The organism is Pseudundibacterium arcticum, from assembly GCF_042646465.1.
Lineage (GTDB): Bacteria > Pseudomonadota > Gammaproteobacteria > Burkholderiales > Burkholderiaceae_D > Undibacterium_A > Undibacterium_A arcticum.
In genome coordinates this window covers 12,485-25,415 of sequence record NZ_JBHRTP010000105.1, presented here as the reverse complement: position 1 = coordinate 25,415, position 12,931 = coordinate 12,485, and the positions used below count along the sequence as shown (strand labels likewise).

The following is a 12,931-nucleotide window of genomic DNA, read 5'->3' as shown; positions in this document are numbered from 1 at the left end:
AGGCAATTCCAGTGCCGCCATGAATAAATTTACCTGACGGCGCCGGCGGGCCATATCAGAGTCCGAAGACCACTTTTGCTGCCACTGCAATCTGGTACAGGATTTGTGTAATGCCACGTGTGATTTCGATATTTTTGCTGTCGATATTGGGCAATACCATGATCTCATCGCCTGCCCCGACGATCGTTGATGATTTTGCCGGTATCGATTCCCCGTTTTGTCGCATGACGATGATGCGGGCTTTATCCGGATCTTGCGAGTAACCGCCTACCTGCTTGATGTAGCCGTCAATATCATTGCCGGATTGCCAATTGACGGCGTTGGGGAAGAGAACTTCGCCATGGATCATGACGAGGGAAGTTTTTTCTGGAATCTGGATAATGTCCCCGTCTTCCAATAGCGTGCCTTCCAGATTTTTGGCATTCAGGATCACTTGGCCTTTTGGCTGGATGTTGCGTGCGCGTTCAATGAATTTGCCGATCAGTTCAGCCTCTTTGGTGCGCAGGCTGGCTTCTTCTGCCGTGGCCGAGCGAGCACCGAGCGTGGCTTCCTGGAGCTTGTCCAGCGACACGTTCAGCATTTCTTTTTGGCGTGTGGCGACTGATTTCCGATACAGCTGAAGTGCATCGATGCGCGACATGCTGTTGGCTTTAATCTGGGTCAGCACCTCTTTCATAGTCGCACCGTAGGGCAGGACGATGGCATGCTCGCCGGAGTGCGCTCCTTCAACCCGGACCTGGATCGTCCCGGCATAGCGATCGGTGGTCACGTTCAGGATGTCACCATCCTGCAGGACGGCATCTTGAGCCTGATTGATGGAGTAGTACTCGCTGCGGCGCTGACTGCCTTGCTGCCGGATGATGCTGACATGGGTGGCGCCGGGTTTGGCGTGGGCGACTTCCAGCGCGCGGGCCAAGGTGAGCGTCGGTTGGTCAAATTCAAAATCATAGGCATTGAATACGTCGCCAGTGACGCTAAAAGTATGTTTGCGCGGTGCGACCACGATGACATCGCCATCGGCGAACTGCACCAGTTGCATCGTCCCCTTGAGCAGGAAATCGTAGAGGTTGGCTTGCAGGCGGATTTGTGTACCGCGCTTTACCGTAATATCCACATAGCTGCCGCGCAGCGGATCAACGCCGCCAGCCTTGTCCAGATAGGACAGCAGGGAGTCTGATGCGACGCCGCCATAGAGCCCTGGTTGGCGGATGTAGCCGGTGACAAAGACTTTGACCGGTTGCGCGGCATCGAGTGCAGCATAGACATTGACGTTGTTGCGATACACCCGGCGTACATTGGATGTGACGTTGTCGTTGAGCTGACCGTTGCTAATGCCCGCTACGCTGAGAGGGCCGATATTCGGGATGAAAATATTGCCTTGCGGATCGACTGCCAGGGTGCCTTCGAAGTTATAGGCACCCCACATCCTGATTTGCAGTCGATCGCCTACGCTGATGCGGTAATCCGGATTGAAGCCGGGGCCGAGCGCACCACGGAAGCTGCCATTGAAGAGTTGTGCGCCGAACATCTGGCTGCTGATGGGCGGTGGCGGTGGCGGGTTATTGAAATCGCTGGCCTGGATACTGCTGGCGGGCTTGGGCTCATTGGTTTTTATTTTCGCAGAATAGTCAGCCGCCAATGCTGCCGGGATGGCATCTGAAGTTAGCGCACCTGTGTCCAGCAAGGACGCGGCGTGGATGGATTGCGATAGCACTAGTGCGGCGCAAGCGAGCGTGCACAGTAAAGTGGAAAATTGTTTCATATAAATATTTATTCTCGATGATCTTTAATGATGGCGAGTACCAGTTTCAATACCGCATAGAGCATGCTGATCACCACCAACATTGTGATGAGCGTTTTTATGCGGCCCGGATATTCTGCTTCTTCCGGTCGATGCGGCGAATAAATAACGATGAGGTTTTTGAGTTTGCGGGCGGTTTCGATGCGCGCCTTCTCGACCGATGACAGGGCCAGTTTGTACAGGTCAGCCTTGAATTCGACATCGGCCTTGATTTCCATGAAATCGGCGGCGGATCGGTTCAGTTTGTCACGCCCTGGTGCGGTGAGTTTGGTTGTTTCGGCGTTGATTTGGGCTTGCAATGCATCCAGTGCATTGCGCGCAGCGATGACTTGCGGTGTATTGTCGTTCAGGTAGCTTTTCAGATTACGCAGCTCTGCTTGTGACAAGCTCTCGCGCGCTTCCATTTCCGCAATGACTTTGCCTGCCGCCTCGGCGCTTGCTATCGGGTCCAGCAGGCCATGCTTGTTTTGATAAGCCAGTACGGCTTCCTTGGCGTGATCCAGGTTTTTGCGTGCCAATGCGACTTCCTGGGCGATGAAATTTACTTGCTCTCGTGCAATCTTGTAGGAGATTTCATTGATGTAATGCTCTGATTCGGCAAGGATGGTCTGATTGAATTTCTCCGCGAACTCCGGCGTGAAACCTTGCGTGCGAATTTTTAGGAAGCCGGTTTTGTCATCAATACTGACTTCGATGCGCTTATTAAAAAAAATCAGGAAATCCTCCTGATTCGCATCAGCGGGCAAAGCGCTGAAAAAATCAAGCCCTTGTCGTTTGAATGCCTGACGTAGTTGCAGGCGCGCATCCAGTTTTTGCAACATGTCGAGGGACTGGATATACGCCAGTACTAACGTGACATCCTCGCGTGCCGGTGAATTGCCGCCAGAAATAATGGAAGATAAACCTGAAATGCTGCTGGCACCTTCCGGATCGGAGGAGCGGCGCACCATCACTTGTGATTCACTGACGTACCGGTCTTTGGCAATCACGCCGAAATATAGGCTACCAAGCAGCATCGGAATGCCAATGAAGGTGATGGGTGAGAGCTTGGAAAAATACTTGCTCCAGACAGCTTCAAGCCGGGGTGGGATGCGCTTCATTTTTCAGATAAACCTTGATTGCTTCGTCGATATTGTCATAAATGCGTGCTTCGCCATGCCCTAGCAACAACGCGATGTCACAGAATTTTTTGATGTTTGCCAAGTCATGGCTCGCCAGGAAAAAATTCGATTTACTGCGCTTGTGAGCCAACAGGCCGGCGCATTTTTTTTTGAAATGGGCATCGCCCACGGCGGTGATCTCATCCAGCAGATAGTAGTCAAAATCAAATGCCATGCTGATGCCAAATGTCAGCCGGGCACGCATGCCGGAAGAGTAACTTTTTACCGGCATGTCAAAGTAGTTGCCGATTTCTGCAAAATCCTGAATGTAGTCTATTTTTTTGGCGATTTCGTGTGGGTTTGCGTACAGTCGGCAAACAAATTTCGCATTCTCGCGCCCCGTCATGCTGCCTTGAAAACCGCCTTGGAGTCCCACTGGCCAAGAGATGGACTTATCGCAAACCACCTTGCCTTTATCCGGATGGTCGATGCCGCCCATGATCCTGAGTAAGGTGGATTTTCCTGCACCATTGCGGCCCAATAAACCGACGCTCTTTCCGGGGGGAATTTCCAGGCTCAGATCCTTGAAGACATAGTGCCGGGAATGCTTGGTTTTATACGATTTGGTCAGACCGTCCAGGATCATCATGATCGCAGCATTTTCTTTTCAAAACCCTTGTAGACGAACAAACCGAGGGTGAGTATCGTCAGCGCGACTTCGGCCAAGTACATCAGACTGGCCGGTTGACTGTCGTAAGTAGGGAACAGGGCGGCACGCTCCAGCTCCACCGCATGAAAGAGGGGATTCCAGCTGAAATATCCGAGAGCTTGGTCCGGCAAATTTTGAAAGGAGAACATCACCCCAGAAAAAGCGTACATGGGTAACCTGAGCAGAGAAATGACTTTTTCCAAATCATGGAAGTGATGACCCAGTACCATCAGTATCAGACCGCAACCAAAAGCCAAGACAACCACCAACGACAAAATAGCAATGATCAGGATACCGTGTGACAGATCATACCGGTCACCAACAAGCCAGATTAGCCCCAGCAGCACACAATAAACGACGCCATAGATGCAGGACTCAAGGATGGTTCTGGTCAGAATGGTGTCAATGGGCTTGATGAGCCGATAGTTGAACAAGCCGATATTGGCTTCAATTGCATTCAGCGAGCGAAACGCGATATAGGAAAACAGGTACCAGGTGACGACCGCCACTACATGAAACACGGGAAGAGAAATTCCATCCTTCTCGGTCCGTCCCATCATCGCAAACACTGCCACCATCGCATACGCCTGGAAGGCAGGGGACAGAAATGCCCACAGATAGCCCAGATGGTATTTGCCGAAACGGGTTTTCAGCTCGCGTAGGAAGAGGGCAAATACGGCTGCTTGCAGGACTTCCCAGCCAGTTCTGTTTTTAATCATCTTATGTGCTATCGAAAGTAACTATGCCGACCGGCCATGAGCCAGATGGCGGTTTCGATGCCGCCCACGGTTTTCACTCGAATCACCGTGTCGATGAATGTCAGAAAGCCGAAATAGAACATGGGCCCGGCCAGCAGCCAGAACCAGAACGCGCGCCCGGCAAAGAGGTGGCTCAGTGTTTCGCGGAGGAAAAGCGCTTTCCAGACGGAAAGCGTAATGGCAGTGGAGGTGCGGGCCGATTGCACGTTATTTCCTGCCCAGCACTGGAAGTGAGTTAGCGGTGCCAACCTGGACAAGCCAGGAGAAGCGACGTAATCGTGAAGAAATAACTGCCGCCTGGGAGATTAATCCCAAATCAGCGCTGTCATTCACCAAGCGCGTTGCATTCGAAGCAAACGCCTCATTTTTGACTTGACTCACTAACCCGCCTCCACCATAAAAAATCCCCCTACAAAGCCCGCAGAAAGGCTTCTGTCGGGTTCCCTGCTAAGGGGGAGGGGGAGGCGAGTACATTGCAGCCTCTCTGAGAAGCTGCTAAAACCCTGCGCGAAAGAGATTATAACATTACAGGTGCTTTCCAGCAATCTTGACGGCACGCAATGCAAGGGCTTCCGCACGAAAGACCACATGGATAAAGGGTGGCAGCTTCAAAAATAAATTCCAACGATGAAGAAAATTTTCCGGTTTCCTACATGGCAATGGGCGAGGCAACGTAGCCGTGCCCGTTACGTCGAAGGACGATTAATCAGCGGGACCGCTTTGCCATGTGGCCTTTAGAAATAAATTCGTCGTTCAGCCTCGATCTGTTGTTTTCCCGCATATATCGTCGCCATCTCACCGAAACAAAGCCAGAAGCGACGTTGCTATGCGCGAAATGTGGAACTGGAAATGAGGGATTTCCAGTCGCCTGGAACTTATTGACGATGCCTTTACTTTACGAAAAATCAATGCGGAGTTAGAAGCTGACAGGCAAAAGATAGACGGTGCTCTAGCCGGCATCCAAGGCAAGCTGAATCGTGTGAAGGTAAGTATTTCTCCTGAGTCCAGCGATCTTACATAGACATCGTCTCCTGCGGATATCTACTCTTGTGGAAACCGTAGCTTGGAAAACGCTCGGCCTGCCAGTATTGCTTTCCGTTCGATTTCTGCTGCCGATTCCAGCCATCCCTTTTGCTCAAGAAACAGCAAAAAAGCGCGTGTGCTCACCTTACGGCAGTTGTCCGGGAGCAGGAAGCTGGCACGAGCGATCTTGTGGTCTTCGAACAGAAACACGCCAGTTTTGGGAGGCTCCATTAGAGCGAAACCATTCATTACCTCCTGAGTCGCCAGTTCACCGAGGTTGTTCTTCCTTGGCGTCGCGGTAGAAGTGGCCTGTATGTGCTGGTAGTGCTGAAAGATCTTGGTCGGCAGGACCGTGAGTTGCTTCTCTTTCGTCCACAGCCCCAGCTTTTCGCTAGTTGGAGTCTGGTTGCGTGTGACTTCATGCAAAACCATGTCCACTAGCTGTACCGACCAGGCGGGTCGAAACAGCACGTCAAGGGCATCCGCATAGGCCAGCGTAATTAGCGGACCGGCGTCGGGCAGCAGAACAATGTCCGCATTAGATGACATTGCTTGGCCCCTTCAGGAAACAAGCGCATGCAGCCTGTCTGCCATGTTTTGTGTAGTTTCATCGGGAAGCCGTGGCATCGGCAGATGCGACTGTGCCATCAGCAAGAATAAGTCTTCCGCACTGGTGATGCCCAACAGACGCATAGCAGTGAGATCATCAGTGCGGCCGAGCGAGAAATCAAGCAAGGTCTTGTAGTTCTGATTACCGCTTGCCTCTGCTGCTTCAAAGGTCTCGACCAGATAGCGCAACTCCGCATTGAATATGGCATTGATCGACGTATCAGCCTTGGCGGCGATGACCTTCGCGCGCTTGAGGAGATCGCGATCCACAGAGCCGGTGAAGTTGACAGTTGTCGCCATGATAATATCCATTTGGTTATTGCACATAAATAAGTGTAGCACATATTTATGTGTGTATCGGCTATTGCTTAAAATCTGCTTGTTTGATCCACCACATTCAATCTCCGTTGGTGGTTGCTTGTATCGGATTGTTTTTGCCTAACGGTAGACTCAACGGCGAACAATAATATTGTGTGCCGATCGCCCAAGCTGACACTGGTAACAGATTCTCTGGAGTGAACGTGCCTTTCAAATCCACTCTTGGTAATGTTTCAGGCCGTCGATGACCGCTGACATCAATACCGGTTTTGTCCCTGATGTTATGGATTTATTTATTCTGCGTGGTTCTGCGTGCAAACTTTACGATCGTTGTGAACTGGAAAATGAAAGGCCTTTGGCTGCAGCAAGGCGCGCTTACTGCAAAGGGCGCGATAGCGCTTTGTCGCCTTCTTCAGGCTGTCAAACCGTACTGCGAACGTGATTTCGATGCGGCCGAACAATGAATTTTTCCTGATGGGACGGGTGCCGCGGGTCAAGCCGGCGCAGAGCTGATGGGCGGATCGACTGACGGTCGGCACGGAGTGGCTTACCGGCACCTTGAGAATTCAGGAGTGCAAGTGGGCCGGTAAATCCTAAAGATCGTGATCCAGAAGTAGGGCATATGGCCTGTCAGACGGCTGCTGAGGCGCAGCGCAATTCACACGCTGGCGCAACGACGAATCCAGCGCGTCATTCTCAAGCTTTGGTGCCTGGCATGAACGCCGCGGTTGCCTCCATCATGAACGCGGTGGCTCCGCCCAGCGACCAACCACCATCCACCGGCAACACCACGCCCGAAATATAACTCGCCAGCGGCGAGGCGAGGAACATGGCCGCGTTGGCAATATCACGCGGCGTCCCCTCCCGCCGCAAAGGTACGGTGGCGGCAATCCTGGCTTTCAGTGCAGGGGTGGGGGCAAGCCGTTCCATGCCTTCCGTACCGCCAATCGGCCCCGGCACGATCGAATTGACACGCACGCCCTGCGCGCCCCATTCCATCGCCAGGACCCGCGTCAGCATATCGACGCCGGCCTTTGCCGCACATACATGAGCCTGGAATTCCATCGGCAGGAATGCCTGCGGTGCCGAAATATTGATGACCGCTGCGCCCGGCTTGGTGAGGTGAGGATACGCCGCACGCAGCACGTGGAAGCTGCCGAGCAGGTCGATGTCGACCACCGACTTGAAGCCGTTGGGCGACATGCCGAGCGCCGTTGCCGGAAAGTTGCCGGCCGCCCCCGACACTAACACGTCGATCGGGCCGAATGCCTGACTCGCGCCGGAGAATGCAGCCGCGACCGCATCGGGATTGCGTACGTCGGCACAGAATCCGGTGGCCTCGCCCCCGTGCCGCAATAATGCAGACACCGCTGCATCCACCTTGTCTTGCGAGCGGCTGGCGACCGCCACTCGCGCGCCCTGTTCAGCGAAAGCGTCAGCAATGCCGAGATTGATGCCGCTGGTGCCGCCAAAAACGAACACCGTCTTGCCGTCGAAATCGAATGGATTGATCATATCGTTACCTTTGAAGGTTGGAGATTATCATCCGGCACCATTCAGTAAAGATCAATGGATCAATCAAGTCATTGATCCTGAACAAATAATTCCATTACATCAATATGATGTCGTACTGCTCCTGCGGATAGCCGGTTTCCACCTGCAATGAGATCGGCTTGCCGATGAAGTCGCCCAGCATCGCCAGATGTTGCGATTCTTCTTCCAGAAACATATCGACCACCAGCTGCGAGGCCAGGATGCGGAATTCGCGCGGGTTGAATTGCTTGGCTTCGCGCAGCAGCTCGCGCAGGATTTCGTAGCAGATCGTGCGCGAAGTCTTGACCATGCCTTTGCCGCTGCAGGCGGGACAGGGCTCGCACAGGATGTGGGCCAGCGATTCGCGGGTGCGCTTGCGCGTCATCTCGACCAGGCCGAGCGCCGAGAAGCCGCTGACCGAGACCTTGGTACGGTCGCGCGACAGGGTCTTCTTCAACTCGGTCAGCACGGCGCTGCAATGCTCGGTGTTGCCCATGTCGATGAAGTCGAGAATGATGATGCCGCCCAGGTTGCGCAGCCGCAGCTGGCGCGCGATCGCGTGCGCCGCTTCCAGGTTGGTCTTGAAAATGGTGTCGTCGAAATTGCGGCCGCCGACGTAACCGCCGGTGTTGACGTCAATCGTCGTCATGGCTTCGGTCTGGTCGACGATCAGGTAGCCGCCCGATTTGAGGTCGACGCGGCGTCCCAGCGCGCGTTCGATTTCATCCTCGACGCCGTACAGGTCGAACAGCGGCCGCTCGCCGGTGTAATGCTGCAGGCGGGTCAGCACGCTGGGGGTAAACGCGGCGGCGAATTCGGACAGCATGACGAAATTTTCACGCGAGTCGACCTGGATGCTGGCCGTCTCGTCATGCACGAAGTCGCGCAATACCCGCTGCGCCAGATTCAGATCCTGGTACAGCAGGCTGGGCGCCGGTTTGCTGCGCGCGGTCTGGCTGATCACGCCCCAGGTCTTGCGCAAGTAATCGACGTCCGATTGCAGGTCGGTGTCCGACGCGTCCTCGGCCATGGTGCGCACGATGTAGCCGCCCTTTTCCTCGGGCGGCAGCATGCTTTGTACGCGGCTGCGCAGCAGTTCACGATCGGCTTCATTCTCGATCCGTTGCGAGATGCCGATATGCGAATCCTGCGGCAGGTAGACCAGCATGCGGCCGGCAATCGAGATCTGGGTCGACAGCCGCGCGCCCTTGGTGCCGATCGGGTCCTTGATGACCTGGACCGTGATGGCCTGGCCGTCGAACAGCATCTTTTCGATCGGAGTCGGCGGCGCGTTCTGGCCGTCGTGCGAACGCGCATCCCAGATGTCGGCGATGTGCAGAAACGCGGCACGCTCGAGCCCGATGTCAATGAAGGCCGATTGCATGCCGGGCAGCACCCGCACCACCTTGCCGTGATACACATTGCCGGCGAGGCCGCGCGACAGGGTGCGCTCGATGTGCAATTCCTGCACCGCACCTTGCAGGATCAGCGCGACCCGCGTCTCCTGCGGGGTGATGTTGATCAGAATATCTTCGTTCATGCAACTCCGTTCACGCGCGCCGCAGTCGGGCTGGCGTTGAATATTGGGTGTGGACAGGCGGCCTACAGCAGCTTGATGCCGGCCTGTTTCAGTAATTGTGCGGTTTCGAACAAGGGCAGGCCCATGATGCCGGAGTGGCTGCCAGTGATGTCGGTAATGAACATCGACGCCAAGCCCTGGATGCCGTAGCCGCCGGCCTTGTCATACGGCTCGCTGGTCGCGCAGTAGGCGCGAATCATGTCATCCGACAGCGCTGCAAAGGTCACGGTCGAGGTCTGGGTGAGTTGCTGCGCCTCGCCGTCATGGTGCACCACGACACTGGTCAAGACCTGATGCGTGCGTCCGGACAGGCTCTGCAGCATCGTGACTGCCTCTGTGCGGCCGGCAGGCTTGCCGAGGATGTCGCCGTCGAGCACCACGGTGGTGTCAGCGGCAAGAATTGTCCGCTGCGGTAATCTGCGTGCCAACAGGATCTGCCAGGCGGCGGCGGCCTTTTCATGCGTGACCCGCACCACATAGTCTTCCGGCGCTTCGCCGGCATACATTTCCTCGCTGACATCCGGCCCGCGCGGTCCCTGATCGCGCAACATCAGCAGGATGAAATCGACGCCGATCTGCCGTAGCAGTTCGCGCCGGCGCGGACTCTTCGATGCCAGATATATTTTTTGATCTGCTGGTTTCATCGTGCTCTCATCAGTGGTGGCCTGGCTGTCTCGAAGCCTCGATGGGCAGAATATCAGACCCGATGATAGGGATGATTCTGGGTAATCGACCAGGCTCGGTATAATTGTTCGGCCAATAATACCCGAACCATGCCGTGCGGCAAGGTCAAGCTTGAAATACGTATCAAATTGTCGGCGCGACTTTTCAACTCGGGATCGAGTCCGTCGGCGCCACCGATGATGAAAGCGACGTCGCGGCCGTCCTGCTGCCACTGCGTCAGCAGCTGTGACAACTGCATCGTCGTCACATCCTTGCCACGTTCGTCCAGCGCAATGATGCGCGCACCCTTCGGCAACACCGCTTCGATTTTGCTGCGTTCCAGCGCCATCGCGGTTTCTGCAGTCTTGCTGCCGGAGCGCTCGACCGGTTTGATTTCCTTCAGATGGATGCGGCAATCCGGCGGCATGCGTTTCGCATACTCGCCGAACCCGTCTTCAATCCAGGCCGGCATTTTGTGCCCGACTGCAGCGATGATGAGCTGCATCGTGGAGCCTGCTTACTCGGCGGCTTTGGTCTTGGCAGGGGCGCGCTTGACTGTTGCTTTTTTGGCAGCGGCGCTGGCGACGGCGGTCTTGGTGGCGGCGACCTTCACAGTTTTGCCGACCGGTTTGACCGCAGTGCCGGTTTTTTTGACGATCTTTTTCGGCGCCGGCGCACTGCCTGCGGTTCCGGTCTTGGCCTTCGTGCTGGTCGTGGCGCTGCGGGTGGCAGGCTTGCGTACGGCTTTCGTCGGTGTGTCGTCGGTCGTGGCCTGGCTGACGGTCAGATGCCGTGCTACTTTTTTCGGCGCGTCGGCGCCGTCGATTGGCTCGGACGCGGTGCGCTTGGAGACACGTTTGGCGGCGCCCAGCTTGATTTCCTTGTCGCCCCAGATTTCTTCCAGCCGGTAGTAGGCGCGGATTGCCGGTTGCATGATATGGACAATCATGTCGCCCAAGTCGACCAGTACCCATTCGCCGGTGTCTTCGCCTTCGATGCCGATGATGTGGCCGCCGTTTTCCTTGACCTTGTCACGTACCGACGCCGCGAGCGCCTTGGTTTGACGATTCGAGGTACCGGATGCGACCACCAGGCGGTCGAACAGGCTGGTCAGATGCACGGTGTCGAACAACAGGATATCTTGGGCCTTGACGTCTTCCAGCGCGTCGATAACCAGGGTTTGCAGTTTCTTGATGTCCATTTATTTAGCTTTTATATAGATGATGTTGTTCAATATAGTCTAGCACTATAGGCGGCACAAGCGAGATTGGCTTGTGACCGTCACGCAATGCGGTACGGATGTCTGTGGCCGAAATATCGACCGCCAGGTTTGTTGCCAGATAAGTCAGTCCCTGCGGCGCGGCGCGGATCTGCTGCGGCGTGGCGGCGCGGCGGGCAAATTCCTGCCGTACCGTCGACGGCAACAGTGCCGCTTCCAGTGAAAAGCCCGGCCGCGACGCGGCGCAAATATGCGCGTAGTCGAACAGCTGCTGCCACTGGCGCCAGGTGTGAAATTGCTGCAGCTGGTCGGCGCCCATCAGGAACACGATCGAGGCTTGCGGCCCCAGTTCGGTGCGTATCGCGCGCAGCGTGTCGATGGTGTAGCTGGTGTGATCGGCGCGCGCGATTTCCTGCTGATCGATCACAAACGGCAGCGGCTGGGTCGCAAACGCGAGCTGCAGCATCGCAACCCGGTCGGCCGCCGACGCCTGCAGCCCTTGCTTTTGCCACGGATTGCCGGCTGGGATCACGCGCAGCTGGTCGACCTGCAGCAGTTGTCCGAAAAAAACGCCGAGTGCAATGTGACCGTTATGAACCGGGTCGAAGCTGCCGCCTAGCAGGGCAACACACGGTTTCACTAGACCCAGTCCCGGTGCGGTAAAAAGTCGCTGTACAGCCGCGCTTCGTTGCTACCGGTGTCCGGTTGCCAGTCGTAGCGCCATTTGACGAGCGGCGGCATCGACATCAGGATCGATTCGGTGCGGCCGCCGGATTGCAGCCCGAACAGCGTGCCGCGGTCGTATACCAGGTTGAATTCGACATAGCGGCCGCGCCGGTAGGCCTGAAAGTCGCGCTCACGCTCGCCGTACGGCATCGCCTGGCGCCGCTGCAGAATCGGCAGATAGGCGTCCAGGAAGCGGTCGCCGACGCTTTGCATCATCGCGAAACTGTGGGCGAAGTCGAGCGCATTGAAATCGTCGAAGAAAATGCCGCCGACGCCGCGCGCTTCCTTGCGATGTTTCAGGTAAAAATACTCGTCGCACCATTCTTTGAAGCGCGGATGCAGGTCGGCGCCGAATGGGGTCAATGCATCCTTGCAGCTCTGATGGAAATGCCGCGCGTCTTCTTCAAAGCCGTAGTAAGGCGTCAGGTCCATGCCGCCGCCGAACCACCAGACCGGCTCCGCGTCTGCTGCGCTGGTGGTAAAAAAGCGCACGTTCATGTGCACCGTCGGCACATACGGGTTGCGCGGGTGTAGCACCAGCGATACGCCCATCGCCTCCCAGCTGCGTCCAGCCAGTTCCGGCCGCCCGGCCGCGGCCGACGGCGGCAGGCTGTTGCCCGTGACGTGTGAAAAATTGGCGCCGCCGCGTTCGAACACATTGCCGTCCTCGATCACGCGGGTGATGCCACCGCCGCCTTCCGGCCGGTCCCACGCGTCACGCGCAAACGGTTTGCCGTCCAGTTGTTCGAGCGCACCGACGATGCGCGCTTGCAGCGCCAGCAGATAGGTCTTAACGGTGGAAGGATCGGGGTGCGACGACATCAGCTGACTCGAATCGGGGATGAAAAAGACACGGCGGACTGCGGTGGCCGTGTCTGGCGGTGAAAACGGAC

General features: G+C 56.1%; 14 protein-coding genes and 1 pseudogene. 1 reads left to right on the top strand and 14 read right to left on the bottom strand.

Features of this window, described 5'->3' with window-relative positions; translation table 11 throughout:
- Positions 1 to 55: 55 nt before the first annotated feature.
- From ACFOFO_RS25295 to ACFOFO_RS25265, 7 genes are all read right to left on the bottom strand, one after another.
- Positions 56 to 1,528: a polysaccharide biosynthesis/export family protein gene (locus ACFOFO_RS25295; protein ID WP_390322668.1), complete on the bottom strand. Its 1,473-nt coding sequence runs from the start codon at positions 1,526 to 1,528 to the stop codon at positions 56 to 58.
- A 242-nt stretch (positions 1,529 to 1,770) separates the two neighbouring features.
- The gene (locus ACFOFO_RS25290) at positions 1,771 to 2,901 is read right to left on the bottom strand and encodes a KpsE/RkpR family capsule polysaccharide export protein (RefSeq protein WP_390322669.1); all 1,131 of its coding nucleotides are present in this window, start codon (positions 2,899 to 2,901) and stop codon (positions 1,771 to 1,773) included.
- Positions 2,876 to 3,550 (bottom strand): ABC transporter ATP-binding protein, encoded by a 675-nt coding sequence (locus ACFOFO_RS25285; protein ID WP_390322670.1) that lies wholly within the window; start codon positions 3,548 to 3,550, stop codon positions 2,876 to 2,878. Before ACFOFO_RS25285 ends, ACFOFO_RS25290 begins: the two co-directional genes overlap by 26 nt.
- On the bottom strand, positions 3,547 to 4,329 hold the full coding sequence (locus ACFOFO_RS25280) for an ABC transporter permease (protein WP_390333385.1): 783 nt from the start codon (positions 4,327 to 4,329) through the stop codon (positions 3,547 to 3,549). Before ACFOFO_RS25280 ends, ACFOFO_RS25285 begins: the two co-directional genes overlap by 4 nt.
- Before the next feature lie 8 nt (positions 4,330 to 4,337).
- Entirely contained in the window at positions 4,338 to 4,574 is a 237-nt protein-coding gene (locus ACFOFO_RS25275; RefSeq protein WP_390322673.1) for a hypothetical protein, read from the bottom strand.
- An 835-nt stretch (positions 4,575 to 5,409) separates the two neighbouring features.
- Positions 5,410 to 5,940 (bottom strand): hypothetical protein, encoded by a 531-nt coding sequence (locus tag ACFOFO_RS25270; RefSeq protein WP_390333382.1) that lies wholly within the window; start codon positions 5,938 to 5,940, stop codon positions 5,410 to 5,412.
- Positions 5,941 to 5,952: 12 nt separating this feature from the next.
- The gene (locus ACFOFO_RS25265) at positions 5,953 to 6,300 is read right to left on the bottom strand and encodes a hypothetical protein (protein ID WP_390333380.1); all 348 of its coding nucleotides are present in this window, start codon (positions 6,298 to 6,300) and stop codon (positions 5,953 to 5,955) included.
- A 423-nt stretch (positions 6,301 to 6,723) separates the two neighbouring features.
- Between ACFOFO_RS25265 and ACFOFO_RS25260 the strand changes: the two are divergent.
- Positions 6,724 to 6,831, top strand: a pseudogene (locus ACFOFO_RS25260) (peroxidase-related enzyme); the annotation flags it as partial.
- A gap of 183 nt (positions 6,832 to 7,014) precedes the next feature.
- On the opposite strand, the gene ACFOFO_RS25255 reads toward ACFOFO_RS25260, so the two are convergent.
- From ACFOFO_RS25255 to hemF, 7 genes are all read right to left on the bottom strand, one after another.
- Positions 7,015 to 7,833 (bottom strand): SDR family oxidoreductase, encoded by an 819-nt coding sequence (locus ACFOFO_RS25255; protein ID WP_390322676.1) that lies wholly within the window; start codon positions 7,831 to 7,833, stop codon positions 7,015 to 7,017.
- 94 nt (positions 7,834 to 7,927) lie between these two features.
- Positions 7,928 to 9,391: a ribonuclease G gene (gene rng, locus ACFOFO_RS25250; protein WP_390322677.1), complete on the bottom strand. Its 1,464-nt coding sequence runs from the start codon at positions 9,389 to 9,391 to the stop codon at positions 7,928 to 7,930.
- A 62-nt stretch (positions 9,392 to 9,453) separates the two neighbouring features.
- Complete coding sequence (locus tag ACFOFO_RS25245) at positions 9,454 to 10,074, bottom strand: Maf family protein (protein ID WP_390322678.1); 621 nt, start codon at positions 10,072 to 10,074, stop codon at positions 9,454 to 9,456.
- Between the two features lie 53 nt (positions 10,075 to 10,127).
- The gene (rlmH, locus tag ACFOFO_RS25240) at positions 10,128 to 10,598 is read right to left on the bottom strand and encodes a 23S rRNA (pseudouridine(1915)-N(3))-methyltransferase RlmH (protein ID WP_390322679.1); all 471 of its coding nucleotides are present in this window, start codon (positions 10,596 to 10,598) and stop codon (positions 10,128 to 10,130) included.
- A 12-nt stretch (positions 10,599 to 10,610) separates the two neighbouring features.
- On the bottom strand, positions 10,611 to 11,294 hold the full coding sequence (gene rsfS, locus ACFOFO_RS25235) for a ribosome silencing factor (protein WP_390322680.1): 684 nt from the start codon (positions 11,292 to 11,294) through the stop codon (positions 10,611 to 10,613).
- 4 nt (positions 11,295 to 11,298) lie between these two features.
- Complete coding sequence (locus ACFOFO_RS25230; protein WP_390327892.1) at positions 11,299 to 11,961, bottom strand: nicotinate-nucleotide adenylyltransferase; 663 nt, start codon at positions 11,959 to 11,961, stop codon at positions 11,299 to 11,301.
- The gene (gene hemF / locus ACFOFO_RS25225) at positions 11,952 to 12,860 is read right to left on the bottom strand and encodes an oxygen-dependent coproporphyrinogen oxidase (protein ID WP_390322681.1); all 909 of its coding nucleotides are present in this window, start codon (positions 12,858 to 12,860) and stop codon (positions 11,952 to 11,954) included. The genes ACFOFO_RS25230 and hemF overlap by 10 nt, the downstream gene beginning before the upstream one ends.
- Positions 12,861 to 12,931 lie beyond the last annotated feature (71 nt).